Annotated in this window: 20 protein-coding genes, 4 pseudogenes and 1 other annotated feature; of the genes and pseudogenes, 15 read left to right on the plus strand and 9 right to left on the minus strand. The window is 58.1% G+C overall.

Going from position 1 to position 26064, the window contains the following annotated elements:
• Positions 1-3: 3 nt before the first annotated feature.
• The 6 genes from PYR71_RS28350 to PYR71_RS28375 form a co-directional block, all read right to left on the minus strand.
• Positions 4-2796 (minus strand): S8 family serine peptidase, encoded by a 2793-nt coding sequence (locus PYR71_RS28350; RefSeq protein ID WP_125462012.1) that lies wholly within the window; start codon positions 2794-2796, stop codon positions 4-6.
• 220 nt (positions 2797-3016) lie between these two features.
• Positions 3017-3613 carry a dCTP deaminase gene (gene dcd / locus PYR71_RS28355; protein WP_016737368.1) on the minus strand — a complete coding sequence of 199 codons (597 nt, stop codon included), beginning with the start codon at positions 3611-3613 and terminating at the stop codon, positions 3017-3019.
• Between the two features lie 5 nt (positions 3614-3618).
• The gene (locus PYR71_RS28360; protein WP_016737369.1) at positions 3619-4869 is read right to left on the minus strand and encodes a hypothetical protein; all 1251 of its coding nucleotides are present in this window, start codon (positions 4867-4869) and stop codon (positions 3619-3621) included.
• Positions 4850-5266 carry a hypothetical protein gene (locus tag PYR71_RS28365; protein WP_016737370.1) on the minus strand — a complete coding sequence of 139 codons (417 nt, stop codon included), beginning with the start codon at positions 5264-5266 and terminating at the stop codon, positions 4850-4852. Before PYR71_RS28365 ends, PYR71_RS28360 begins: the two co-directional genes overlap by 20 nt.
• A 462-nt stretch (positions 5267-5728) precedes the next feature.
• On the minus strand, positions 5729-6397 hold the full coding sequence (locus PYR71_RS28370; RefSeq protein WP_016737371.1) for a Fic family protein: 669 nt from the start codon (positions 6395-6397) through the stop codon (positions 5729-5731).
• Entirely contained in the window at positions 6390-6572 is a 183-nt protein-coding gene (locus PYR71_RS28375; RefSeq protein WP_009991623.1) for a hypothetical protein, read from the minus strand. Before PYR71_RS28375 ends, PYR71_RS28370 begins: the two co-directional genes overlap by 8 nt.
• 452 nt (positions 6573-7024) lie before the next feature.
• Between PYR71_RS28375 and PYR71_RS28380 the strand changes: the two genes are divergently transcribed.
• From PYR71_RS28380 to PYR71_RS28405, 6 genes are all read left to right on the plus strand, one after another.
• The gene (locus PYR71_RS28380) at positions 7025-7264 is read left to right on the plus strand and encodes a hypothetical protein (protein ID WP_125462013.1); all 240 of its coding nucleotides are present in this window, start codon (positions 7025-7027) and stop codon (positions 7262-7264) included.
• A 75-nt stretch (positions 7265-7339) separates the two neighbouring features.
• Positions 7340-7546 (plus strand): hypothetical protein, encoded by a 207-nt coding sequence (locus PYR71_RS28385; RefSeq protein WP_016737373.1) that lies wholly within the window; start codon positions 7340-7342, stop codon positions 7544-7546.
• A complete protein-coding gene (locus tag PYR71_RS28390) occupies positions 7521-10349 on the plus strand; it encodes a peroxidase family protein (RefSeq protein ID WP_199287286.1) in 2829 nt (942 codons plus the stop codon). The genes PYR71_RS28385 and PYR71_RS28390 overlap by 26 nt, the downstream gene beginning before the upstream one ends.
• Positions 10350-10359: 10 nt before the next feature.
• On the plus strand, positions 10360-12018 hold the full coding sequence (locus tag PYR71_RS28395) for a c-type cytochrome (RefSeq protein ID WP_016737375.1): 1659 nt from the start codon (positions 10360-10362) through the stop codon (positions 12016-12018).
• A 16-nt stretch (positions 12019-12034) separates the two neighbouring features.
• Positions 12035-12622, plus strand: a complete 588-nt coding sequence (locus PYR71_RS28400) for a hypothetical protein (RefSeq protein WP_009991263.1) — start codon at positions 12035-12037, stop codon at positions 12620-12622.
• Positions 12623-12672: 50 nt separating this feature from the next.
• A complete protein-coding gene (locus PYR71_RS28405) occupies positions 12673-14037 on the plus strand; it encodes a hypothetical protein (RefSeq protein ID WP_016737376.1) in 1365 nt (454 codons plus the stop codon).
• A 34-nt stretch (positions 14038-14071) separates the two neighbouring features.
• On the opposite strand, the pseudogene PYR71_RS28410 reads toward PYR71_RS28405, so the two are convergent.
• Positions 14072-14314: pseudogene (locus tag PYR71_RS28410) on the minus strand (DinB/UmuC family translesion DNA polymerase); the annotation flags it as partial.
• A 56-nt stretch (positions 14315-14370) separates the two neighbouring features.
• Between PYR71_RS28410 and PYR71_RS28415 the strand changes: the two are divergent.
• Positions 14371-15603 (plus strand): annotated as a pseudogene (locus PYR71_RS28415) (IS3 family transposase).
• Positions 14656-14772: a sequence feature (AL1L pseudoknot), on the plus strand. Its footprint overlaps the pseudogene before it by 117 nt.
• A gap of 1 nt (position 15604) precedes the next feature.
• Here the strand turns inward: PYR71_RS28415 and PYR71_RS28420 are convergent.
• Positions 15605-15796 carry a hypothetical protein gene (locus PYR71_RS28420; protein WP_016737380.1) on the minus strand — a complete coding sequence of 64 codons (192 nt, stop codon included), beginning with the start codon at positions 15794-15796 and terminating at the stop codon, positions 15605-15607.
• A gap of 424 nt (positions 15797-16220) precedes the next feature.
• On the opposite strand from PYR71_RS28420, the gene PYR71_RS28425 reads away from it, so the two are divergent.
• From PYR71_RS28425 to PYR71_RS28440, 4 genes are all read left to right on the plus strand, one after another.
• Positions 16221-17936, plus strand: a complete 1716-nt coding sequence (locus PYR71_RS28425; RefSeq protein ID WP_125462014.1) for a M4 family metallopeptidase — start codon at positions 16221-16223, stop codon at positions 17934-17936.
• 69 nt (positions 17937-18005) lie between these two features.
• Positions 18006-18398, plus strand: a complete 393-nt coding sequence (locus tag PYR71_RS28430) for a hypothetical protein (protein ID WP_029532339.1) — start codon at positions 18006-18008, stop codon at positions 18396-18398.
• Positions 18399-18470: 72 nt separating this feature from the next.
• On the plus strand, positions 18471-20072 hold the full coding sequence (locus PYR71_RS28435; RefSeq protein ID WP_016737383.1) for a tyrosinase family protein: 1602 nt from the start codon (positions 18471-18473) through the stop codon (positions 20070-20072).
• Positions 20069-20890, plus strand: a complete 822-nt coding sequence (locus PYR71_RS28440) for a DUF2182 domain-containing protein (RefSeq protein ID WP_016737384.1) — start codon at positions 20069-20071, stop codon at positions 20888-20890. The genes PYR71_RS28435 and PYR71_RS28440 overlap by 4 nt, the downstream gene beginning before the upstream one ends.
• A 203-nt stretch (positions 20891-21093) precedes the next feature.
• Here the strand turns inward: PYR71_RS28440 and PYR71_RS28445 are convergent, their stop codons facing one another.
• Positions 21094-21819, minus strand: a complete 726-nt coding sequence (locus tag PYR71_RS28445) for a DUF2726 domain-containing protein (RefSeq protein WP_016737385.1) — start codon at positions 21817-21819, stop codon at positions 21094-21096.
• Positions 21820-22417: 598 nt separating this feature from the next.
• On the opposite strand from PYR71_RS28445, the gene PYR71_RS28450 reads away from it, so the two are divergent.
• From PYR71_RS28450 to PYR71_RS30890, 4 genes and pseudogenes are all read left to right on the plus strand, one after another.
• The gene (locus tag PYR71_RS28450) at positions 22418-23092 is read left to right on the plus strand and encodes an MreC domain-containing protein (RefSeq protein ID WP_008534132.1); all 675 of its coding nucleotides are present in this window, start codon (positions 22418-22420) and stop codon (positions 23090-23092) included.
• Positions 23093-23219: 127 nt separating this feature from the next.
• Positions 23220-23773: pseudogene (locus tag PYR71_RS28455) on the plus strand (hypothetical protein).
• A gap of 135 nt (positions 23774-23908) precedes the next feature.
• On the plus strand, positions 23909-25003 hold the full coding sequence (locus PYR71_RS28460; RefSeq protein ID WP_012489416.1) for a nucleotidyltransferase family protein: 1095 nt from the start codon (positions 23909-23911) through the stop codon (positions 25001-25003).
• A 167-nt stretch (positions 25004-25170) separates the two neighbouring features.
• Positions 25171-26009: pseudogene (locus tag PYR71_RS30890) on the plus strand (HAD-IC family P-type ATPase); the annotation flags it as partial.
• Between the last annotated feature and the right edge of the window lie 55 nt (positions 26010-26064).

Raw genomic sequence — 26064 nt, forward strand, 5'->3', positions numbered from 1 at the left:
GCCCTATCTCCATACCATCCGTTCGGTAACATCCGCCCCGATAAATGGCGATTGTTTCACTGCGGCCAGAGAGTGAGCGTAATTGGCGGTCATCACCTGGCCTGCGAAATGCAGGCCAAGGATCGGAAGATCGTTTGAAAAGGTAATGATTGCGGAGCCTGACGAGCCACCCAGCGTTGTCGCGTCATGGCTGAATATCCAGTGATTGCCGTCCGCCTTCACGCCCCCGGCCGCTTGGACGATGGTGCCCGGGCTGAAATATTTCCGGCCATAGTCGAGACCGAAGATCATCGCCAGACGGCCTCCGATCGTCTCAGTAGCTTCCTTGCCGGAAGGATCCTCCAGAGCGGACCGATCAGGACGGGCAGGATAACCGACCACCGCGATATCCTGCAAAGTTGCGGCTTCGCCGGGATCGCCCGTCAGCCCCACGGTCGCGGGGAGCTTCGCGGTAGTGTTCTCCGTTTCGACGTCGAGCACCACCATGTCAAGATGAGCGAAATCGACGCTTCTGCCAATTTGGGCATCACCAGCAGCGGCAACCCCTTTGACCTTGAAACGCAATTCGTTGCCCCTTCCGTTGTCGCTGAAATTGATCGTGACACCGTCACGCATGAACCATTTCGATCCGCTACCTCTCTTGACGACGACGTCCGCGATGGCCTCTGCCACATGGCGGTTGGTCACGACGAGCCCGGGACCGGCGACCCATCCCGTACCGACATGTGCGCCCGCAACGTCGATGCGGCCGACGCTCGCACAAAGGGCGGGCAGATATTGCTTGGCCGCCGTCAGAAGCGCACTCCAATCGGTGAATTCGGCATGCTTCGAGGAGATCGCGCCATCCTCCACCTTGAAGGCTGGGCGGCCCTTCAGCCGGACAAGCGCCTCGGTCACGATTCTGCCTTCGATGGAAAGCGCCGCCTCGCCATCGCTGGCAAGCTGGCGGACGACCGCTTCGGTGCTGTTCAACAGATCGCGGCGTGCGGCGGTTGCCTCAGGGGTACTTTCCGTCTGGGATTCGATCTGCGTCAGCGTGCCTTCGATGAGATCTTGCAAGTCCCTCAGACCCGTCCCGGCAAGACTTGCGCGCGCGTTTTCTGCAGTGCTTTCCTGGCCAGGCTTCAACGGCGCAATTATTGTCAGAGGGTGGCGCGCAGGCGGTGTGGGCGCAAGAATCGGAGCTTGGAGATGTGGAACTGCATTCGCAAATCGCAGGCTTCGTTTCAAGACGGTGGGCGCCTTGGCTTGAAGCCCTGGTGACGGGAGCGGCCGGGCAGGGGTTTCGAGCAGCGCGGAGCGCCCGGCGTCGCCGCGCCTCCAGGCGTCGGCGGCAAGGTAGCTTGCCTCTGCGCCGTAACGCGCCCAAACCACATCCGTGCTCTGGGCATCGGCAAAGACTTGCGCAACGGCGGCGCTCTCCGGCGCATCCGGAACGGCTTCAGGTGCTATTTCATTCCCGGTTGCTGCCGGGATCTTCGCCAGCGCCAAGCGCAGCAAGGCAGCGGCATCGACAACACCGGCACCGTAAAGCCAGCTGTTCCAGCGGGCGGGACGCCGTGCAGTCGCCGTCAGTGCCGCGCGAAAGAGCGCCTGGACGCTGACGCCGCGGCGCTTGGCCTCCGCCCGAACCTTGTCGCGTCCGAACCGCGCAAGCCATAGCGCCGCCACGCCGGCGGTGGTCGTTACCGCGAAGGAGGTCCCCTGCCCACCGCTAACCGTGCCGATGCCGAGATCATTCGGTGTCCTGCGTGCCACGTAGACATTCTCCGCTGGAGCGGCGATCGTCACACTGGGCCCGGCGCTGGTTCCCTTCCACGGTTTGTCGTTCGAATCGACACCGGCCACAGCAATGACACGGTCGTCTGAGGCCGGATAGACGACGAAGTTGACACAATTTCCTGCCGCGGCAAGCACGATCAGTCCCCGATCGACGGCGACGCCGATGGCAGCCGAAATCGATCTTGAGAAGATCCCCCCGAGGCTCATGGTGATGATGTCGGCCTTGATTTTCACGGCGTGAAGGATGGCGGCCGCCACCGGGGTCCCGTCGAATATCTTGACGTCGGTCGTGCAACGGATCGGCACAAGGCTCGCTGCTGGTGCCGTTCCGACCATCTGGCCACGTTCACGGCTTACGACCACACTCGCCGTGGCCGTTCCATGTCCGGGATTGGCAAAAGACGGATCAAGGGGATCAGCGGGGTCCTTATCTCCACCAACGATGTCGATGGCGAGATCGAAGCGAAGCGCCTCGGTATCCAGTTCGGGATGACTGGCGACACCGGTATCGGGCTGAGCGACGATAATGCCCGCACCCTTTTTGGGCGAAATCGCCCAGGCTTCGGGCGCGCGCACCGCCTTTGCCGACCAGTGGAAATCAGTGGGGGCCGACGCCTTCGACCAGCAAAGGGCATCGACAGCCGCTGATTCCGGATTGGTCCGGTCAAGCCTATGGGCATCGGGCTCGGCGTAAAGTGTCGAGCCGATGTCGGGCGTGCAGGACACGAGTTCGAGTTCACCTGCAAGGTAGTCGGCAATCGCGAATAGGCGGTCCGGTGCGATGGTGCGCGCAACGCCAGGAAATTGCAGGACATAGAACGTCGGGAGCAAGGGATCGAGCGGCTGAAGGACGAAGCGGCCGTCTTTCAGCAAACCGGCGATGTGGGCCTCCAACCCGCCAGCGTCATCTGGCCGCTTCAACTCCAGTTCGAAGCGTATAATTCCTGGCCGGAGAACGGGATCTTCGGCGTCGCAGGCTTCACAGACGGAACGCAGGATATCAAGTTCAATCACCGTATCGCCCCCCAAGGATACTACTTTATGTCTCTTATTTTTCGATTTTGCAATGAGGATACGCTGCCATGGTTGTATGAATCAGCAATATAAACAATACTGCTGACATTCTTTACAGCAACGATTGCATGCCGGTTTCAACACGTCTTCCGGGTCTTGTCACATGACCAGCAAGATTATAGAGGCGGGCTCGCTTTCTCCCGTTAACCCTGGTGCCGTATCATTTGCTGCTGAGCCGCCTGAGTACGTCGTCGGACCGGACATTGCCGAGAACCGGCTTCCGGCGGCCGGTAAATTGGCTCTTTGCGAACTTTGCGTCCGGGCCGACGTCGTGGAGGAAGATCTGGCAGATCTCCATTCCCGGCTGCAGGGCGATCGGCACCTCTCCGACGTTACTCAATTCGAGGGCAAGACAGCCAGCAAACCCCGGCTGGATTCCGGCTGCCGTCTCGATAATCAGACCGCGCCGTCCGAGTGACGATTTCCCTGTGACATAGCCGGCGAGATCCGCCGGCAGGCGCATCCACTCCAAGGTCGTCCCGAGTACGAAATTGTGCGGGTGCAGGATGAACTCCTCGCCGAATCGAACGAAATGTTCCTTGGTCGGAACCGGATCCTCATCCGGTTCACTGACGCGCAACAGCGAGGTGCGCGAGTGCCGCAGTGTCCGAAACCATCGGCCGAGACGCAGATCGAGCGACGCGGCGCCCACGGCGGCCAGCCGTCCAAGATCAGGGCGCGGCACGATTGCCAGCATGCCTCCGTCGGCGCCAGGAGCGAGATTGAGCCGGCCGATCAATCCAGTGCTGCTCAACATAGAGATTACCTCGTGCGGGACTCAAATTCCATGACTTCCATGGTTTTGAACACCAGATCGTTGAGGATTTCCAGTCTAGTGTCCTCGCGGAAGTTGAAATTCTTCCAATGCGCCCAGTTGAGCCGGATCGCCCAACCTGCGTTGATCGTATCGCCGATCGAAGTCGTCGATGCTGCCGGTGACAGGGCGCAGAATTGTTTCACAATTCGATCGCGCTCGGCGTCGGAAGGCAAAGCCAGGCCGGTGCGGGCGACGTGACCACTTACGGCGGCGATCAGATCCTCGATCATCGCGGTGGACGCCTGATCTGCCATACGCAGGCAAAACGCCTCGTTGGCCTGTAGCCGCTTCGGCAAATCGATGAAATAGCCCGAGAAGGCCGGCGGCTCGGTGATCCCGAACGCTCTCGCTGCGCTTTCGAGTGCCGTGACCCGCGAGCCCAAGGACGGATAGTAGGCGGCGCGCTCGCCTGTGTGCGGCGCGATCAGGTAGATGAACGAATAAAGGTAGCTTTCACCGAACAGTCGCAGCCCGATGATATCGCAGAAAAGCTCTTCAATCTGGCGCGTGGCCAGCCGGTAGGAGCGCGCCCAGATGCTGCGCAGGAAAAGGTCGCTCAACAGGTCGGCCGGCTTGGTTTGGACGTCGAACAACTGCTGGAATTCACTCCAGCTGTTTTGATATTCGCCAACCAGGCGGCTCTGCAATGTTGCGTCAAGGGCAGAAAGGTGGGGGCTGCGGTGCGGCTTCTTGCGCCAGATGGAATGGCCGAGTTCATGACCGGCAAGAGGAACGATCAACGGGTTGCCGGATTCGGTCGCTGGCAGCCCTATGAACATGAGATTGGGGAATTCGTCAGTAATCGCGGGATAAGTAAACGGCGAAAAGCTCCATTCCGAGCTGACGATCAACTTGGCTTCCGGCCCGTAGATAGTCTGGCTCATGCGCAGAAGCGGATCGTAGATCTCGAACGCATTGCGCACGTTAGTCGAGCGCAGGATAAAGCCGAGAACGGTATAATAGCGCGCTATGTAGGCATTGACCTGCGCGGTTACCTGCTGGCGTATTGTATGGTCAGTCGTTGGCCCGATCCCGGAAAGCCGGTTCAGTTCCCGACCGTAAAGATCGGCCAGCAATTTAAGAGCTTCTCTCGATTCCTGATAGGGAAACTCCGATGTCTGCAGATGCTTGATCTGGTCAATGACCGACAGCAGCTTCTGCCGCACGAAATCGATGTCAAGCGACCCGTTCGTCATATGCCGGCATCCACTCGTCGTCGGGCGCGGGTGTCAGTTCCTCGAGAAGAACCTGATGCAATGACAGGCAGAAGCGCTTGAGGGAGCCAATCTCCTCGCTGCCGGTGCTTTCACCGGCGGCGATGGCTTTTGCCTGCGCGACGAGATCCCTGACCCACTGTTCAAGATCGTTGAAGTTGCTGAGTGAGGCGCCTTCGGTGTGAAAGATCGCTGAGTTGAGGATCTCGACGTTGACCGGGTTTTCACTCAGGGCGAAAAGACTGACAGGCCGTCCGCCACTCGGCGGCGCCTCAAGATAGTGACCGAAGCGCTGGATAGTCGCCAGATCAGCCGGCTGCCGCTTTTCCAACTTGTCGAGCTCGATGGCGGCGTCAAGGGCGAGCGATGGGAAGTCCATGAATTGATTTCCTCGGCTTTGCATTGGTCGCGAACTGTTCCGCCTGTGATATCATCGAAACGGTTTGGTACAGAAATCGAACCGGGACGGACCAGCGAAACTATGAATCCGCGGTGACTCCTCGTCAAGCGTCTAAAACGGACTATGGTGAACGGTGATGCGTACGAATGCTCAATCATCGACTCCCTCCATGGCGAAATCCGGACCTCGACGGGCAAATAGTGAGGACGTGGGGTGCCGAGGCGCCGCAGGCAGCACGACCGCGCCCATTTCACTTTCGGCTGGCAGGACGCAAGCCGGTCGGCCTCTGGAAGAACAGAGAACGTGGGTGCGCGGCGTCCCAAGTGTAGCTGGGCGATCCCCCGCACTGGCCGCGGCTGCTGCGCGCCGCCGCACTACAACAACCACGGTCAGGCCGCCTTTCGGAAGACTTGGTCTGTCGTCCCGGCCACGCCTCCTCGATCAGGAAAGAAAATGCTTTCCCGTCGCGGTCTCCAGGACGCTTGCCAACTGGGTAGCGAGCATGCCCTCAATGAGTTCTTCCATCTTTGTCAGATCGAAGGCACCGTCTTCTGAAGCCGCATCGGCCGCTTCCAAAGCGTCGAAGTACGGGCGCCGGTTATCGACAATCTGGTCCGGGATGGTCTTGACCCCGGGTAGGGGCAATTGAAGCTTTACGCAAAGAACCAAATAGGACACCATGCGCGATGTCCGCCCATTCCCATCACTGAAGGGGTGGATCCAGTTGAGCCGCCACATCACGAACGACGCAAGATGCACGGCTGTCTTTTCGGTCCAGTTGTCGTTGACATAATCGCACAAATCCTCAATGAGTCCAGGGACCTGAAATGCCCCGACAGGCTTGTGCTTACTGCCCTCAATTGAAACTTCAGCGGGCCGGAAGTTGCCGGCATAGATGCTAATGCCTTGCAATGCCTCACGGTGAAGCGACAGTAGCATCGAGGGACGAAGCTTCCATTTTTCCCCTTTGTCGATTGCATCGACAATCATGTCGCGCGCTAGGTCGAACTGGAGAAGGCCGTTGCGGGCTTCGGCTTCGGCGCGCGCCTTCTCATCCATGATCAAATAAGCTTCGGTTGCCACGCTGTGGCGGCGCGTAGCGTCAGTCATGTTTCTTTTGATCTGCCATCTCGTCGGCGACGCGATCGACCAACTCGCGGGTTATCATCTCATTTTCGAAATGAGTGTTGCCGTATGCAAAGCTGCGACGCTGGACTTCAATGTCACTCTTCGACAACTGCACTTTTCTGGCGGCTTCGAGGAGGTTTCTGAGCGGTTCGTTCATTGCAGGCGTCCTTTTTATTTAGGCGTCCATAAAAGCGGTTTTCCTTTGCAAGGCAACCTCGACAAGGATAGAAACATGGAATTGCGCCAAGCTTGTGGAAGAGTGTTGCAACTGCGCTAGCACCATAATGCCGATCGCGACGATTGGCGAGCAGCAAGAAGCGCGGGACGGGATTGGCAACGAGGCTTGGCGTTTCGTTCTTCATTTTTTCTCGCACTGATGCGGGCATCGGTCAGCTCTAAGACCGCCCCGCCCCGGGGGAATGGCTCCGGCAACTGACGGCCTCTGAACTGTTTCGGCTATTGCATCGAGAGGTGCTCCAATGGCCGCAACACTTCCGGCGCGTTGCCTCCCGCTACGAGCAGCGAAGTCTCTGCTTCACAGGTTTCATCGTAAGCGGCGTGCCACTCGCCCCTGACCGAATCGGATATTCGAAGGCAACGGTCGCATCCATGATGGATGCGGCAACTACGGGTCAATTGCGGTCATTCAGCTATCACGAAATCGGTGCACCTTCCCGACGGACAAATGAAAAAGCAGAGAGATTTCCGGATTGGAGCGCAAAGGCGGCAGAGCTGTGCCGCAAAACCTCGGCTGACTATGTCGGGAAGTTGCCGCAACCGCCTCTAACCCTGCGCAAGATGATCGCTTGGCATTTCCGATTGGCTGTATTCAAGCCGCCGACGCTCTGATCGCCTTTGGTTGAAGTCATTAGGCCAACCAGTGCCCCTTGCGATGCCGTCATGGGGAGAAAAAGGTCTTTGCTAATGGCACTTTATTTTCCCATTATTGGTGCTATCATCAAATTCGCAATTTATTCGAGTATCCTGACTGGCGATAAGCTTGCGCAGCCCTGCGTATTGTGTGGGGAGCTACGCCTGCGTTTGAAAATGGCCAGTCGCGCATTCTTGTTTTTCTTAGCAATGCTTTTTGTGCAGGGGGATGTGCATGTCTTCGGGCCATATCTGGCGTGAAAATTACGAGGGAGGAAACCCTGAGGCGGAAGCATTGCTTTTTGCAGAGCTGGCACGCGATATCATGGATGTGCAACTTGCCAATAGGGCGAACGCCCGAGCAAGCGACATAAGTCGCGCGTTTCACGCGAAATGTATACTTGGTGTCGACAATGCGAAACTTCAGATTCTGCCTAATATTCCAGAAGATCTCGAAGTCGGTTTTTTTGAGCGTGGCAAGCAATACGACGTGACCGTGCGGCTTTCCAACGCCAACGGTGTCCGTCAGGCCGACTTCAAGAAGGATATGCGTGGGATAGCGCTACGCGTTAAAGTATCCGAGAACGAATATCACGATTTCCTCGCAACGAATTTTCCGGTTTCTCATGCCCGCAACGCTTATCAATTCGTGGCGTTCGCCAAGGCGATGTCCGGCTCGAAGCTGCTGCTTTTGCCGCGCCTCGTCCTCGCAGTCGGCTTTTCCGAAACCCTCAGGATGCTCAGAAACGTCCTGAGGGGAGCGCGCGTCGTCGACAGCCTAGCCACAGAGGGCTATTGGAGCCGAGGCGCTCTTCTCTGGGGCAATGAAGCAGGTCCAGTTCGGTTCCTGCTGCGTCCAAGCGCCAAGACGACCGCGGCAAAGCCCGCCTCGGCAACTGACCCTGACTTTCTACATCGTGAGATTGCCGAGCGGCTTCGCGAAGGCCCTGTCGAGTTCGATTTCCTGCTGCAGCGCTATGTCGATGAGAAACTTACTCCAATCGAGGATGGTGCGGTCGAGTGGACGGAAGACGCATCGAGGCCGATCGGGGTCGCAACGCTGACCATTCCGTCGCAGGACATCGATGCGGCGCCTGGCAGGGCGATGGAGCGGCTTGTCGACCAGCTTGGCTTCAATCCTTGGAATACGACCGAGACATTTCGCCCGCTGGGCAATCTCAACCGTGTCCGCAAGGCAGCCTATACGGCCAGCTCCGCGCATCGCTTGAACCAACGGTTCCGGGAACGGAAGCCGCTACGCAACATCGTGATTGCCCGGGCTGTCGCGGCCCTGTTTAAGGCGATTAATGCACACGTGCCCTGGTATAGGTTCGGTTGGCGCATGAGCCTGCTTAACATCTCCATTCTCCGGGAAGAGCTACGCACAAAGAACTTGTTTGACACCGAATTGCCGGATGCACCACCGCAGGCGACCCCGCAGCCGCCAGTAATTCCCGAGGCGGTCCGCACTCAGCGGACATTCGACGGTACCTACAACGATCTCTCAAACCCGCGGATGGGTGCGGAGGGAGCGACGTTCGGCCGTACGATGCGAGCGGTCTACAAGCCAGAGCTATTCGGGCAGCCGAACCCAATCGAAGTCAGTCGCCAACTGATGACGCGAAAGGCTTTCATTCCGGCACGCTCGCTAAATGTGCTTGCCGCGGCCTGGATTCAGTTCCAGGTGCATGACTGGGTCAACCACAAGCGCCATAGTCTCGGGAATGCGGAGACCGACATTGCATTGCGAATGCCGAACGGAGAGCTCTGGAAGAGCACCACAGGCGGTCAGCCGGAGGCTTTTATGCGCATTGCTGGCAATGAGGTTTTCCGCATGGCTGCCGGCGGCTACCCCATTTTCAAAAATATGACGACACCGTGGTGGGACGGTTCAGAGGTTTACGGCAATACAGCGGAAAAAGCGCTGGATCTGCGAGACGGAGGTCGTCTTAAGCTCACCGAGGATCTCTATCTGCCGACCGAATTGAACGGCATGAACGTCACTGGCTTCAACGAAAGCTGGTGGCTGGGCCTCAGTATGATGCACACGCTGTTTGCTCGTGAACACAACGTGCTCGCCGAAGCATTGATGCGCGAATATCCGGACTGGGAGCCGGACCGGATCTACAACACCGCTCGATTGATTGTATCGGCTCTGATCGCAAAGATTCACACCATTGAGTGGACGCCAGCTATTCTGGCGACGCGGGCGATCAAAGTCGGCCTGCCGGCGAACTGGTACGGCGCGCCTAAGGACTGGCTCACGCAGCTCGGCATCTGGATGCTCGACACGCACGAACTCAAAGGCATTCCGCAGACTGTGCCCGACCATCACGGCATCCCGTACTCGCTGACGGAGGAATTCGTTTCGGTCTACCGTCTCCATCCGCTCATTCCCGACGATTATCAGTTTTTCAACTATGAGACCGGTGCGCGAACAGAAACATTGGGCTTCGCCGACATTCAAGGTGCGGGAACCGATGCCAAAATGCGGCACCTTCGGCTCCACAATGTCATCTATTCACTCGGAATCGCACATCCCGGTGCAATCACGTTGCATAATTACCCCAATGCGTTACGCCAGTTTAAACGGATGTCAGGCGACGTGGAGGAGATTATCGATCTTTCCGTCGTCGACATCGTCAGGGATAGGCACCGCGGAATTCCTCGCTTCAATGACTTTCGCGAGGCGTTGCACAAGCCGCGTTTAAGCAACTGGGAGGAATTGTCGTCGGATCCAGAAACGGTGCGGGCAATGCAGGTTCTCTATGGCAATATCGACATGGTGGACACCATGGTCGGCCTGCATTCTGAGCCTCCGCCGGACGGTTTCGGCTTCAGCGATACGGCTTTTCGCGTGTTTATTCTGATGGCCTCCCGACGGTTGCAGAGCGACCGTTTTCTCACCGTCGACTTTCGGCCGGAAATCTACTCGCCCCTGGGGCTCGATTGGATCGAGAACAACGGTATGACCAGCATCATCCTGCGTCACTGTCCGCAACTCGCCCCGGTATTGCCGCGCACTGCCAGTGCATTCGCCCCTTTCCGGCCTATCCTGTCTTGAGGGGCACACCATGCCAATTTCCCGCGACAGATTATACCGGCTCTTTCGCTTCCTCTTGGTGAGCGTCAACCTGCTTGTACTCATCACTCTTGTTGCAACGGGGATATTCATCAGGCTCGAAGGCGACTGGGTGCATCCAACTATCCGGGATCCAAAGGATGCGTTCGAAAATGGCACCATCGGCACGGAACTCATGCCGCTACCGGTCGCTTTGGTACTGCCCGACCTGTTTCCCGAGCATTTTCAGCCGGCCGGTGCGGATGCCGGCGATTGGGTGAAGCAATTCGGGTTCTTGCCGTATGACAACCCGGAGGCCAATAACGGTTTGCCACTCGGCTTTGCGACCAGCAACTACCGCCCCGGTTCCGCGGCGCCGTCGCCTGTCCCGTTCGTCGGCTTCAGTTGTGCTCTTTGCCACACCACGCGAATTCGCAAAAGTGAGGAGAGCAAGGGCGTCGTCGTCTACGGACCAGGCAGCGTATCGATCAATCTCTTCGCCTGGATCGATGCATTTCAGGCGGCGGTCTTGACCAGGGTGAAGCCGCAAAGAGATGGCGAAACGGACATGGAACGGCCCTATCGTCTGACCGTCGACAGCATTTGCGATTCGTATAGAGCCAAGACGGGTGAAACGCTGGGCTCGATACAACGCCTGTTGATTGGGCTATGGCTTCGCCAGGTTCGCGCTCGGATCGAGGCAGGATTGCCGCGCTTCGACGAACCGATCGGAAATTACCGATCCCGCGATGCAGACGTAACACCGACGGGTCCAACACGTACCCAACCGTTTCGCACTCTCGTTCGCACTGTGCTCGACCGGCCTGGCAACGATATGCCCGTCTACACGAAGATTGCCACGGTTTTTTCGGAGGATCATCGCGCGCGCGCCCAGTTCGATGGGTCGATCGGCGACATATATGCCCGCAGTTCGCTGGCGGCGCTCGCAGCCGGGGCCACGGTCACTAATATGGCTAAGCCGGAAATTGCCGACAATATCCGCAAAGCGAGCGATTTCACGAAGACGTTGCGTCCGTTGCGCTATTCCGACATGTTCCCGGAAGATGCGGCCTCGATCGATCCTGCACGTATCCTGCAGGGGCGCAAAGTCTACGGGCAATATTGCGCCGCCTGCCACGGCGATCGGGATTCGACCGGGGCTTGGGTCAACGGCGAGAAGACCGGCCAAGTCGTGCCGGCCGGTGAGCTCAACACCGATCCGGAACGCGTGCGGTTTCGTCATTATGGACCTCTCGCCGAAAAAATGTTTGCGCTCTTCCCCGACAAGCACCCGTTCCATTTTAAGCGAGAGGATATTTGGCCCCAGCGTGGACAAGAGGAGGAGACATCCATTAGGGGCTACGTAAACGCGCCGCTGGACGGGATGTTCCTGCGTGCCCCCTACCTCCATAACGGCAGTGTCATGACGTTGGCTGAACTGATTAATCTCAGGAAGCGTAGAGATGTCTTTTATCGGGGCGATAACACCTACGATCCGGCCGACGTCGGCTTTCGCTCTCCGGAAAGCGCTGACGATCGAAATTACTTCACGTTCGATACGACTCAGATCGGCAACTCGAACAGGGGACATGACTATCCATGGGCCTATGACGACCCGAAACGAAATCCGGACGATCTTGCCGCGCTGCTTGACTATTTGAAAATGCTCTAACGTCAGGAACGAGCCCATGAAGGCCATGCCTCCGAACAGTATAACTCTGCCGCAGTTCTCGCTGGCGTTCGTGACGTTTGGCGTACTGCTGGTTCTTGCGCTCCTCTGGCCGGAGACGACGCTGGACGACGTCGATCTCGGTCGCACGAAAGCCACTATCTGGGTGACAAGTCTCATGCTTCTCCCGAGCTTGGCGCTCTATCCCTACCGCACGCTCTCCCAACGCATGGCCAACGTCGTACACTTGTTCTGGACCTTCGCTTATCTGCTTTTTCTTGTTCACGCTTATTGGGCCATATTCGTAATATTCAACGGGCTTAAGGACACCTTCGTGCAGATGGGCATTCCCATTGCCAGCATAAATTTCCTGCTCGTTATCCTGTGGGGCTTGGATGTTTTGCTTCTATGGTTTGCGCCGAGCCGGACCCCGCCCGCGGCGCGCTTCCAGATCGCTGTACGCACGCTTACTTTTCTAATATTCGCGACCACCTTCCTGTTTTTGCGAAGTGGTCCGGTTCATATTCTTGGGATCATTTTTGCGGCCGTGATCTCGCTATCCCTGGCCATTCGGCTGTGGGTACGTGAGCGCGCCGTCCAATACTGAGACGGCCAAGCTGGGTCGTCGACGCCACATTCGGAGGCTGGGGAGGAAACATGAGCAGCGAGGAGACAAACAAAACCGGTTTTGAGCGATTGCTCGAGCGCCCATTAATCCAGACGATTCTTCAACGGCGTACGCACCGGATCGGCCGAGGTGTTCCCCTGATCAAAGCAGGCACCATGACCTATCAATCCACCCAAAAACCGGTGCCACTTACCGACCTCGAAGAGGCAATTTTAATCGCCATGACTGGCCTTACCGGCCTTACAATGCCGGACAGGCCGTTTGAGGATCCTGTCACCGGCGAGTTCGTAATGGCAAAGCCGAATGTCCATATGGAAGGGCGAACGGCCGGCAGCCCCGACAATGCCCAAGGGACATATTTCTTCCTCATCAACGATACCGGCACATACTTCATCGACAGGGTTCCGTTCACCCCACCATTATCGTTCGAACCGGAGGCACTAATCGCACATGCCAAACGAGCGAAAGTGAAAATTAGCAATGGCAGACTGGATACGGCAAACCGCGAATTCCCCGCCTATCTCGATTCCAATCGCTTGCTGTCGAACCTGCCCGGCACGACGGTGCTTTTTCCCGTCGTAGACCTGTCACATCAATATATTAACGGCCTGATGTATCTCTTGACACAGCCCGAAGGACACCGACCAACAATCGTTGACGATCGTAATTTCTATCTTAGGGCCGGCGTAGGAAAATGGGTCAAGAATCGATTTCTCAACGAAGAGATCAAGGTGCCGCTCGGCGTCATCGGTAGCCTACGGACCCAGATCGAAGCAGATTTATTGCTCCAGAATCTCATGTTGGTCGCTGATGCCATGGGCCTAGGAGCCTATATTCACGCCTCCATCAGCCCGCCGGTACTGCTCGGCGATCCAAAATTCCGGGACAGCTACGGTCCGATGCTAGGTTTCGATTTCGCTGTGCCGAAATGGCGACTGCTCGACATTTTACGCTGGCAGGTGCCGCTGCCGAAATACAGCAGCCTCAGGGCACATCCGGTTGGTCTGCGACTGGGAGACCGCGACCTTATCAAGGCGAAGTCCCCCCCGAACTATCAAAACATGAGAGAAGCCGTGGACGAAGTGGTTTCGGCCAAGTTTGGTTCACAGGGGATTTACAAGGATGCGGCCCTTTTCAAGGGAATTTACAAGGATGACTTTGGCGATCGTTACCTAACCGAGGCCGCCGAGTACAGTAGCGACGTGATTGAGTGCGTGACGGACATTTGCGAGTACATATATGATACCCATGGTCGCTTCCCCGCGCATGTCGATGCAATTCATGTTCCCGGCGTGTGGATACAGGTGCATCACGTCGACCTCGAATACTATAACCGTTATTTCAAAAACGCATTGACCGGCGCGCACCACGACCACGACAATCATTGGCATTGACGAGCTTTAGGCCAAATTTGCACGCCGGAACACAGCGAATGCCCTTTCGGGGCGGAAAGATCGGCACCAGCAGAAGGTTGACGATCTCCTTCAGGTCGGCGATTACCGGCAGCGGTGTGGGAACCGTTTTGCTGCGGGTGATCTGGGCGAAATCAGAATATTTCAACTTGAGCGTCACAGTCTTCGCGGCGATCCCGTTGGCCTCGCAATAACTCCACACCTTTTCGATTAGCGGCTCAAGCCCTTCACGGGCCGGGTCGTAGGTATGGAGGTCTTGTCAGAATGAACCGCGCCGAGTTTGCCGGAGCCCCCAACTCGTGAGAAGTAGGGTCTATGACAAGCAAGACGACGAACAAATTCTCTCCTGAAGTTCGTGCCCGCGCCGTTCGGATGGTGACGGAGCATGAAGCCGAACATCCCCCCCCGCTGGGCGGCGGTATCATCGATAGCGGCCAAGATCGGTTGCTCGGCGCATACCCTCCATGAATGGGTGAAGAAGGCCGAGGTCGACAGCGGCAAGCGTGCAGGTTTGCCGAGTGACGTGGCGGAGAAGATGAAGGCTCTGGAGCGAGAGAAACGCGAGCTTCGTCAGGCGAATGAGATTCTACGCAAAGCCTCGGCGTATTTTGCCCAGGCGGAGCTCGACCGCCCACTGAAGCGATGATCTCCTTCATCGACGAACACCGCTCGGTGCTCGGGGTCGAGCCGATCTGCAGACTGCTGCCGATTGCCCCGTCCACCTATTATGAGGTTATCGCCAAGCGCATGGACGTGGACCGCCTATCGGCCCGCGAACGGAATGATATTGCCATGAAAGTCGAGATACGTCGGGTGTTCAACGAGAACTTCCAGGTCTATGGCGTGCGCAAAGTCTGGCGGCAGTTGCAGCGAGAAGGTTACGACATCGCCCGCTGCACCGTCGCTCGGCTTATGAGAATGATGGGGCTTCAAGGCGTCATTCGCGGCAAGCCAGTCAAAACCACCGTGTCGGACAAGTCCGCTCCATGTCCGCTCGACCGGGTGAACCGACAGTTCTTCGCTCCAGCGCCGAACATGCTGTGGTTATCCGATTTCACCTATGTCGCGACCTGGCAGGGCTTCGTTTACGTGGCCTTCGTCATTGATGCCTTCGCCCGCCGTATCGTCGGTTGGCGGGCAAGCCGAACGGCCCATGCGGGCTTTGTGCTCGATGCCCTCGACCAGGCGCTTCATGATCGGCGGCCCGTTAAACGTGGCGCGCTGGTTCATCATTCCGACCGCGGCTCGCAATATGTGTCCATTCGCTATTCCGAACGGCTGGCGGAGGCGGGCACGAGCCGTCTGTCGGAAGCGTTGGCGACAGTTACGACAATGCTCTCGCCGAAACGATCAACGGTCTTTACAAGGCCGAGGTCATCCATCGGCGAGGACCCATGGCGCAACTTCGAAGCCGTGGAGTTCGCCACGCTCGAATGGATCGACTGGTTCAACCACCGCCGTCTTCTGGAACCCATTGGGAATATTCCGCCAGCAGAGGCAGAAGAACGATACTACGCCATGCTGGACGCACCAGCTATGGCCGCATAACTTAAACCAAACGGTCTCCGGCAAACCCGGCGCGGTTCAGTCCCCCCGCTCTTGCTCGCTTAGCAAACACATTCAAAGCCGCAGGAAAAATAGCCAAGATCTCCTCGTCGCCATCATGCTCAAGCTGCTCGTGCTCGCAAGTTGCCTGCTCTCCCAGACCCGCCTCTGAGCCTAAATCCGCCTTGCCGACCAATGCAGATTCTCATCCAGGCGGCTGGTGCGCGTTTTCTCCCTGCAAGGCCTAATGCGGCCACCTGCACACCTATGGATCCATCGTCCCTACAAGTAATAATGAGTGCATGAAATAATTGTACTATGAACGATAAAGCTCTTGATGGTTGCTTGCGTTCGTGTTTTAATAAAACCTATCGTTATAAGGGCATCCACACCATTTCAGTTCTTCCGGATCCTCTCTCGGAGGGGGACGCGACTATGTCGTGACCCTACTCGCGGAGCATGCTGTGCTTTTGTGACTTTGGCGTTGAACCGTAGACGCGGGCAGAACGAACAGGACGTGCGCTACAGATGGCGAGCCGACGAGCATGGATACCTCCGCGAACGATTTAGAAGGGTGTGAGCGATATCGGATTTGACCGAAGCAACACTGCATAGCCGGCGTGCCGCCTGCGACGCGGCTGCCTCTATGGGGATGGGGATTTGCCATGGCAGAGTCACACAGGCCCGGAAACGGGATGAAATCTTTTTCGATGCACGTATCGGACGCCGGATCGGCTCCTATGTTCGCCGCTCTCGCTAAAGAACAGTCTGACCTCCCGACCTTCGCGTTTGAGCCTGCTGCCACACAGGTGGTGGACCCTGAGACTGCGGCCCGTCGATATCTCGGCCATGCGCTCACAAGCAATAGCGTCCCCGACTTTACTGCGCCGTCTGCAGAAAACGCTGACTCTCAATTCAAGGTTATCGGCACAGAAACGGTTCCACTGACCCATACCCGTACCGTCAAATTTCGCCAGGCGTTCCACGACATCCCTGTCTACGGGTCGCTGGTGACCGTGGAGCTGGACGACGACAACAAACTCGTGAGCCTGAATTCGGCGCTGGGGGAGCCGACCAATGTTCCGCCTGTGGCGAAGATTTCGGCCACCAGAGCGGCGTCGGCGGTCGACAAGAAAGGCCAGTTCAAGAAGAAGATCGCCGGTGTCGCGCCCCGTCTCAGTTTCTATTACGAGGCCAAGAAGGACAAATGGCATCTGGCATATATTTTCGAGGACGTCGAGGTGACGATGCCGGAGAGTGCCGGATCCGGTCCGTTGAGGCCGCGTTATTTCGACTACGTGGTGGATGCGAATACCGGGAGGGTGATTGCGGAATTACCGCGTACCCCGACAATGGCCGCCGAGGAGCAGCTCGCCTTCGACGCCCGCAATGTTCAACGGACCATAAATGTCGAAAAAATTGGTGCCCGCGCCGTTCTGAAGGACACGGTGAACAATATCCAGACCTTCGACTTTCGTTTTCGGGATCCGAACGTCAACGATGCCCTGCTGCCGGGGGACGAAATAGGACCTGCCTGGCCGCCTGCCGCAGTCAGCGCGCATGCAAATGCGGCGGCCGTCGCGCATTTCCTCCGTGAAGTCGTGTTGAGGAATAATATCGACAATCGCGGCGGCCCGATGAACGCCAGCATCAATTGCGTCGTCATGCGCGAAAGCCCCGGTGGAAACCAGTGGTTCAACGCCTATTGGAATGGCGTCCAAATGGTCTATGGCCAGGTGCTCAACGGCAACCAGCTTCTCACCCTGGCCGCCGCGCTCGATATCGTCGGGCACGAGATGTTCCATGGCGTGACCGACAATACCTCACGCCTCGAATATGCAGCGCAATCCGGAGCGCTCAACGAATCCTATTCCGATATTTTCGGCATGCTGATCGCCAATAGAGGCAATCCCGATCCCCGCCAATGGGACTGGAGGCTCGGGCAGGGGTTCGCGCGAGGCGGCGGTCCCATCCGCGACATGTCCGATCCCGCGTCGCGGGGCCAGCCTGCACATATGAACCAGTATCGGATCATGCCGGTCACTCAGAATGGCGACTGGGGAGGGGTGCATGTCAACAGCGGTATCCATAACAAGGCGGCTTATCTCATGCTGGTGGCGGAGGAAGGCGGCAGTCTGGTCTTCACGCCAGACGAAGTCGCCGCGGTCTTCTATGTCGCGGTGACGCAGCTGCTCTCGCGCACCTCGCAATTCCGTGACAGTCGTCGGGCTGTCGTCAGTGCGGCACGCACCTTGTTCAGGACCGCTCCATCCGCTCAGCTTGCGCGACGGATTTCGGCGATCGACGCGTCATTCGACGGTGTCGGCATCGCCTGACGCGGGGGGACCCTCTGCCGCTCGCCACATGATTTGAGCATGCTTCACCGAAGGAGGACTATCATGGCGATAAGCTTTTCCGGCATCTGGAGTTATCGAAGCCTGGTGAACAACCCCGACCTTTCCGCATCTTTCGACAGTTTGCGCTTTGGCGCGGGAACGCTGATTTTGTCCGAGCCTGCGCCCGGCAAGATCGGCGGTTCTCTTGGCGGAACCGGCTGGTCTCTTTCCCTCGACGGGGCTGCCACGGACGGCGCGCCGGCGACGCTGAAATGGCAGGGGCGCGGCATGATCGACAACGAGGAATGGGTCTACGACTATCTCGGCTATCCCGTTCCCCGCTGGCCGAACGGCGTGGACCAGATCGACACCATCGTCGGTACGGTTATTCGGACAGTGACCCACTCCAATGGTCAGTCACCCGCGGGTTATACGGCCACGTTCTATGCGGTGCGCGTTTGATGCGGCCGGCCTGAGTGGTCGCGTGCAGTCTGCGGCCAGCAATTCTCGATCGTTTCCTGAGAGGACAGTGCGATGCGCAAACGGGAGAATATCTTTGAGTTGGGAAGTGACTGGGCCGACCCGATCCTCTGGTATGCAAGGGGCGTCAAGGCGATGAAGGCCCGCAAGCTGGAAGATCCGACAAGCTGGAACTTCTATGCGGCGATTCATGGGATGTGGCGCGGGCTCTGGGATTTCTATCAGATCACCGACAGTGCCGATGCGGACCCCAATGCATCCGACACGTCGACCTATCTCGACCAATGTCAGCACCAGAGCTGGTATTTCCTGCCCTGGCATCGCGGGTATCTCCTGGCTCTGGAAAATATGCTCCGGCACGAGATCGAACTGCTCAACGGACCAAGCGCCAGCTGGGCCTTGCCCTATTGGAACTATTTCGGAACCGATCAGGACGTCCTGCCGCCGGCATTCCGCACGGCCAATTGGCCGGATGGCACCGGAGACAATCCGCTGTTTGTCGAACAGCGGTGGGGGGTGCTCAGCAGCAGCACACCATTCGACGTCAGCTCGCAAACCAACCTGAATGCGATGCAGGATCCAGAATTTGCCGGACCCGGCGGCGGGGGCAGTGCCGGATTCGGTGGCGTTGAAACGGGCTTCAGCTGGAGCGGCGAAGAAAGCGGCGGAATCGAATCGGATCCGCACAACATCATCCATGTGCTGGTTGGTGGTGGTCACCCAACCCTGGTGTTTCCGCCAGGTTCGCCTCAGGCCGGGCGCCCATTGCCGGGCCTGATGTCGACTCCGACCGCGGCAGCGCTCGACCCTATCTTTTACCTACATCACTGCAATATCGATCGGTTGTGGGAGAGCTGGAACAAATTTCCCACAGGCAAACCCTTTACTTCGCCGACGGATTGGCAAAATCCGACAGACTCCAAATGGTTGGATGGGCCGGCGAGCATCGGTGAGCGCGAATTTACAATGCCGAACCCAGATAAGACCAAATGGGTTTATACTCCGACGAAAATGCAGGACTTGGCCAGTCTGGGCTATGAATACGACGACCTGACACCCGGCGCGGAGGCCGGACCGATCGTCACCGTCGCCGCACGCATGGAGAGACTGGGCATTGCGCGGAGTTCCGTTGCTGCCACAAGAGGTTTAGACATGCCGACACAGAACAAGGTGGAACTGGTCGCGGCCAGCGACAGCGGCATGTCGCTCGCCGGCAGCGGCACTATGCGCAGCTCTGTCAAGGTCGAGCCGGATGCGAGGGCCAGGGTGAGCCAAAGCCTGAGCGCCAACAGGATCGCCCCGACGGCGCCCGACCGCGTGTTTCTCAATCTCGAGAATGTCACCGGCGTGCATGACGCCGTGATATTCCAGGTCTATGTCGGGCTGCCCGAGGGGGCCGATCCCGCCGGGAACAAGAAATATCTGGCGGGCAGTGTCGCGCTCTTTGGCGTGACGCAGGCGAGCGATCCGGCAGGCAAACATTCCGGAAACGGCATCACATACAAGCTGGAAATCACAGACATTGTCGATAAAATGCACCTCGACGGCGAATTTGATGTCGCCCGCCTGCCGGTAAGTTTCGTCCCGCTCGAAAACATCCCGGATGCGGCGAATATCAAAATCGGCCGGATCAGCATCTATCGGCAATTCGAGTGAGCGTCTTGCGCAGCACCTCTCCTGCGGTGCGCGAGTGGCGCCGCGGTTTTGCGCCACTCGCACTGGCTGCCGGCTCGGCATGGATTCCCCTGGCTGTCGGCGGCGACAGCACCTCCATGCCGACGATCTGTTCCGCTGCTTTCGTCTGGTCCACTCCCTCACCGAAGACTTATGCCTTTTTCTTCAGTTACGTCTCACCTTTGCAGCTGATCGTCAGCTGGGCGATGATGGTGATGGCAATGATGCTGCCGACGCTCTCTGTTCCACTGAGGCATGTGCGCGAGCGCAGCTTCTGGCGCGTGCGGCCGTGGGCCGAGCTGTTGTTTGTCGTCAGTTATCTCGGTACATGGATGGTGGCGGGTATTGCTCTCCTCGGCGTCGCGATCACGCTGCGCCTAGCTTCAACCAGTTCCGCCCTGCCTCTGGTCGCGTGCCTGATCATCGCGTTTATCTGGCAGATTTCACCCTGGAAGCAGGTCGCCCTGAACCGGTGTCATCGCCGCCCCAGCCTGGCCGCCTTTCCGCCGGCGGCCTATGAAAATGTGCTGGCATGGGGGATGACACACGGTCTCTGGTGCATTGCAAGCTGTTGGGGCTTGATGCTGTTGCCCTTGCTTGCGCCGTCGCATCATCTGCCACTCATGGCAATTGTCGCCGTCTACATCTGGGCGGAGCGACTGGAGCCGGCCTGTGCGCCTCGCTGGCAATTCCGGGTGCCTTCAAGGGCCATCAGGCTCATCGCCCGGAACGTTGCGGGATGGCGACAAAGTTCTGGCAGTACATCGATTACGATGGCTTGCGACGAATGCGCCTTGTAGGCTTGGATTCGATTGGTTCGATCACGATGCCAAGGGAACGCCTGCAAGTCCTCGATCGCTGCGCGACTGGCCGGAAACAGATTTTCGCGAACCGCCTGGAGATCGGAGATCATTCCGGGTGTGCCTCAATTACATCGCGGCAAGACAATCGTTTCTTCCTGTCGAAGAGGCTCGGCCGTGCATAGGTTTGTGATGATATCGCTTTAAGTGACACGCGGGTTGTCCACCAGCTTCTCGACCAATCGCCTGAGTTCCGACGGCGTCGTTTGGCCAGCCACCACCTCATAATAGCCGATCCCGGCGCGTCGCAGCGCCTCCTTCTTTACCGCATCACGCGCGGCCGCGGTGCCTTGGTGGTGTGCTCCGCCCTGGTATTCGATGACGTGCCTCGGTTGGCAATTGCCGTCGACGAGGAGCAAGTCGACACGTTTGGAGTTGATGCAACTGTAGGCGTCTGGGTCGGCACTTCGAAGGATCTCGCCCAACGAAACCTGAGCCATCACCTGCCAGGTGGAATTGCAGCCGATCACGACGCTGTCGAGTTCCCGAAACACCCGGGCTTCGCTCTTGTTCAACAATGGCTGAATGGTGAAATTGGAGCGCATCACAATACGCAGTTGATCCGTGGCGTCGACTGGACGCAATGGCTCAGCAGCTGGCGTCTGAAGCCTGGGTTCCTGTATGATGCGCTCGTTCCAGCGCCTTTCCTCCGATCGTGACCTGTTTCTCTCGCGCCACGCCTGTCTGCTCGTCCTGGTTAGGAACTGCTCAACGGACATGCCGATGATAAGGCCGACAAGCAGGGCGGCGATTAGCAGTTCCGGCTTTTCGAAGTCTGCAACAGTTACACCGCTCGAAGCGCCTACTACGGCAGCTCCGATGATCAGCCAAGGTGCCGCAGACAGCACCGACCTTTGGCGATAATGCATGCCCCTCTCCGAATTTCCCGCCAAGATAGTATGACGCTTTTACGATGCGCGGAAAGTCATCCAAAAGAATGAGGGCTCGCACGCATGAAGCTTCCGCCGGCGCACCGATATTGGCTCTAGCGGTCAGTCGCAATCCGCTCGGCCCAGGACATTCCTACGTCGCTGGTACTGGGAGAGCTTTCGAGGCCAGCGGCCGGCTTGTTGCTATGGAGTTCACGTTTTGGGCCAGGAAGATCGCATAATGGATCGAAGGGAACTGGCCCGGCAGGCGAGCAAAGAAAGACAAGGTTGACAGGCGCATTGCTTCTTCGATTGAGGGTTCGGCAGTTAAAATCTTTTAAGACTCCGGCGATGCACAACAAGGAAGCTCGCCGATAAGTTGCCCACGTGCAACTTTTGAATCAGTACGGTTTGACTTCGTTCAGGGCCAATGTAGCCTCACCCGTCTCATCCCCCATTCGACTGGCCACGAATTCTGCTCCTGGAAAGGTGAGGTGGACATTCGAGCGTGGCTATAGACGGGCAGTCCGGTAATCGTTATTTCGGATACACCACCCTATCACCAAATCATCCCGTGAATTTTTCAAGGGCTTTTATATTGAAAAAAGTGCAACGCAGTTTTGCCGTCGAGTACAAAAGCGGCAGACGAAAACTCGATACTAGGTCGAACTCGATCTGGGGCAACGTGGACCTAAAATCCGTCGCTCGCGACCTAGACAAAGAGGCAATGCCGTTTCTGTCGGATAGCTCTCAGAGTGGCAAATCCAACAGCGAAATTTCTCTACCAAAACCAGATCAGGCTGAGTCGTTGTTGACACCGCCTCTTGAGCCGTCGACAACTGCATCAGATACACAGGAGACGAGCATGGCCGACGAGACTGATACTGCAACCAGTGCCGATGTGCCGGCCGTTGTCGAAACGCCAATTACGCCGAAGAAACAGCGCAAACCCAGGGCCAAGAAAGCCGCGGCACTCGAAACCGCGTCAGCTGACACTACGGCAGAGCCAGCAGCTGCTCTGGCCGGCGCCGGTGGTGTGAAGAGGAGAGGGCGCAAGACAAAGGTGGTCGAAGCTGCGGCGAGTGCCAAACGCGCACCGGTGCGCCGCGCTCCAAAGGCTGTGCAGCCGGCGCCTGCCGCGCCGATGACAGCGATCGATGAAATGGCGGACCTCCTGCAGTTAGAAGAGGAAAATCAGCGGCTGCGCAAGCTTCTGGCTGAAAAACTTCGCGCTGAAAATGCCGATCTGCGCAAACGGCTCAAGCTCGATTGATAAAAGCAGCTGGTCAATCGCCGGCCGCATTTCCATGCTTATCAAGAGATAAAATTTGGCGACGGTGAGCTGTTGCCGGAATGAAGACTTACTGCCTGCTTGCGGGATAAAACGCGAGGTCGGATAGATGGCGTCTCCCTGGAAATTTCTTGCCCGACTGGTCTCACCGGGACGCGAACAAAAGCGAGAAAGCGGCTCGACCGAGAAGGTTTCGCCGGAGGCGTTGCCTAGTTCTGGTCCGACTGAAACGCCTGCCGAGGACAGCCTGAATAGCGATGGTCGGCCGGCAGGCGCGGAGCTACCTCGTCACGGTCAACCCGGTGCAATTTCCCTCAAGCCTGTGCATTCCGAAGAAGCCGAAAGCGATGTCCACGACAAGGTCGACGGCGAAGTTGCCGAAATCGTGGAGGTCGCTGATCCCGCTATATCAGGTGGTACTGGTTTCGACGTCACCGCTGCGAATGATGCCGCTAGGCTCAAGCGAATTGCCGAGTCGCACCGCGCGAGCAAAGGAGCCGCAGCAAGGAAGCGGTGGCGATTGCAGACGATCCCCAATTTATCCAAACTGCAAACGGGATGAGCCTCGATGACGAGATCAGGATGCTCAGGGATCAGCTGGCCAGAAAGCTAACGTTGCAAAACGCGCAGTTGAGAAAAATGCTGGAGCGGTTTGAACGATGAGCGTGACGCGCTGCCTGCCTTTTAAGCTTGTTGCAGGTGTCCTTTCAAGGCGATAGAGGCGGCATCCTATCTTGCGACCTATCCTCACGACCGTTATACTGTTTTTGAAAAACAGTATAACCCTGGAGTCGAGCTATGAAGTCCATCGACCTCATGTATCAGACGATGCTCGCTGAGCTCGGTCAGCGCTCGCTCGACGCCGCTTGGACGGCCGATTTCCCTCCGGAGGGTCGGTTCACCCCGGCAAACATCAAGGGGCGCAAGTACTGGTATTTCGACATCCCGGATGGACATGGTGGTACGAAACGTCGTTACGTCGGTTCCGCTGATGATCCGGTTATCGCACAGCGCGTAGCTGATCATAAGCGGGACAAGGACGATCTACGCGCTCGCAGGCGCTTGGTAAATACCCTGACCCGCGAAGGCGGGATGATCGCCCCTGACGCCATGTCGGGCGATATCGTCGAGGCTCTTGCCGATGGCGGTCTCTTTCGGCTCCGGGGTATTCTCATAGGCACGGTGGCCTTTCAGTGCTATTCAGGACTGCTCGGTGTCCGTCTTCCCATGGCTGCGATCCTGACCGGCGATGCTGACATCGCCCAGGACTATGCCATCAGTCGGGAGGTCGAAGATAGTCTGCCTCCGATCCTTGAGTTGCTGCAGGGCGTCGACGCCAGCTTTCGTCCAGTTCCACATCGATCGGGAGCCGCGGTATCGTCAGCGTTTCAGAATGCCGACGGCTACAGGGTTGAGTTCCTGACGTCGAACCGTGGTTCGGATGACTACATCGATCAGCCGGCGAAGATGCCCGCTCTTGGTGGCGCCAGCGCGGATCCACTGCGCTTTCTCGACTTCCTCATAAGGGAACCCGTCAGGACAATGCTGCTCCACCGAAGCGGTGTTCCGGTCGTCGTCCCTGATCCGTCCCGGTATGCCGTCCACAAGCTAATAGTCGCCAGCCGCCGAAACACGGACGGGCAGGGGCCGGCGAAGCGTGAGAAGGACATCCGACAAGCTGCGCTGCTCTTCGAAGCGCTGCAGCAGACAAGGCGATCTACCGACTTGGCGCTCGTCTACAACGAAGCATGGAGGCGCGGGCCTACATGGCGAGAAGGTATTCGAACCGGGGCGGGAATGCTGCCAGCACAAGATGCCGAGCGGCTCAACACGGTCCTGACCGAGGGCGGAAAAAGAAACGGCGAAGAAATTGAACTTCCGTTTGGAGAATAGGCCGTCTTTCAAGGCTAAGCAGTTGATTTGATTCGAAGTCGTGAAGACAATGAAGATGAATATGGTCCTGCGGGGTCCTGTGCCGAATATCTGCATCGCACGGTCTCAGATCTGGCCCCGGCCAGCGCCGGGCAGGCGAAGCGCTGATCTACATAGCAAGGGGGTCAATCGAGAAGATCGCGGTCGGCGACGTGCTCCTGATACGCAAGGGCGACGTCGTACCGGCCGACGGGGCTCTCGTCAGCGAAGTCGCGACGATCGACCAGGCGGTCCTGACCGGAGAGCCTTTAAGGGTGCGCATCGCGAGGGATGGCAACATTTCAAGTGGCGCTACGAACGAGGGGGACGTGATCGAAATCCGCGTTCTAAGTCGCGCCGAGACAGCACCTATGCCGGAATACCGGAATAGTGAGGCTCGTGGAAGCATCGAGGCGCTCCAAGGCGAAGCTGATGCGACTGGCCGACCGGTTCTCGGTGTGGTTCTTGTTCGCCACGGTAGCGATTGCAGGCGTCTCGGCGTTCATGTCCGGAGACCTGTCAAGGATCGTGGCCGTGCTGGTCGTCGCCACGCCCTGTCCGTTGATCCTGGCCGTACCCGTCGCACTTGCGAAGGAGGGCGTTCTGGTGAAGGGTGCGGGACCTCTCGAGGCACTCGTCCAGGCCACCGTGGCGGTGTTCGACAAGACGGGGACGCTCACCGCGGGACAGCCCGAAGTCGGCCACATCGAGGGATCGGAGCATCCTAACAGGATCCTGCGGCTGGCCGCCTCGCTGGACCAGGCGTCGGGCCATGTGGTCGGACGCGCGCTGGTGGACGAGGCGCATAGACGTGGGTTGGGAGTGAGCCGCCCATCGGAGGTGACCGAGACCGCGGGATCCGGAATCGTCGATGGCGTGCGCGTCGGCGTCGGAGGAGACGCCTAACGGGTCAGGCAGCGCAATGCGTGTCAAGGTAGTGTTTGACGGCACGCCGGCTGGCACGATCACGCTCGAAGACCGGCTTCAATACCTTCCGCCAGTCGGCGGGGCATTGCTTTAGGAGGCCATCGACGTCGCGGTCA

This window comes from Rhizobium mulingense, assembly GCF_029194105.1.
GTDB lineage: Bacteria > Pseudomonadota > Alphaproteobacteria > Rhizobiales > Rhizobiaceae > Rhizobium > Rhizobium mulingense.

Coding starts and splice junctions, on each gene's coding strand:
- PYR71_RS28360 (WP_016737369.1), bottom strand. CDS start 4,869: ATGACGAACGGGTCGCTTGACATCGATTTCGTGCGGCAGAAGCTGCTG.
- PYR71_RS28405 (WP_016737376.1), top strand. CDS start 12,673: ATGAGCAGCGAGGAGACAAACAAAACCGGTTTTGAGCGATTGCTCGAG.
- PYR71_RS28375 (WP_009991623.1), bottom strand. CDS start 6,572: ATGAACGAACCGCTCAGAAACCTCCTCGAAGCCGCCAGAAAAGTGCAG.
- PYR71_RS28370 (WP_016737371.1), bottom strand. CDS start 6,397: ATGACTGACGCTACGCGCCGCCACAGCGTGGCAACCGAAGCTTATTTG.
- PYR71_RS28460 (WP_012489416.1), top strand. CDS start 23,909: ATGAAGTCCATCGACCTCATGTATCAGACGATGCTCGCTGAGCTCGGT.
- PYR71_RS28445 (WP_016737385.1), bottom strand. CDS start 21,819: ATGCATTATCGCCAAAGGTCGGTGCTGTCTGCGGCACCTTGGCTGATC.
- PYR71_RS28380 (WP_125462013.1), top strand. CDS start 7,025: ATGATGGATGCGGCAACTACGGGTCAATTGCGGTCATTCAGCTATCAC.
- dcd (WP_016737368.1), bottom strand. CDS start 3,613: ATGTTGAGCAGCACTGGATTGATCGGCCGGCTCAATCTCGCTCCTGGC.
- PYR71_RS28435 (WP_016737383.1), top strand. CDS start 18,471: ATGCGCAAACGGGAGAATATCTTTGAGTTGGGAAGTGACTGGGCCGAC.
- PYR71_RS28365 (WP_016737370.1), bottom strand. CDS start 5,266: ATGGACTTCCCATCGCTCGCCCTTGACGCCGCCATCGAGCTCGACAAG.
- PYR71_RS28385 (WP_016737373.1), top strand. CDS start 7,340: ATGGCACTTTATTTTCCCATTATTGGTGCTATCATCAAATTCGCAATT.
- PYR71_RS28400 (WP_009991263.1), top strand. CDS start 12,035: ATGAAGGCCATGCCTCCGAACAGTATAACTCTGCCGCAGTTCTCGCTG.
- PYR71_RS28395 (WP_016737375.1), top strand. CDS start 10,360: ATGCCAATTTCCCGCGACAGATTATACCGGCTCTTTCGCTTCCTCTTG.
- PYR71_RS28390 (WP_199287286.1), top strand. CDS start 7,521: ATGTCTTCGGGCCATATCTGGCGTGAAAATTACGAGGGAGGAAACCCT.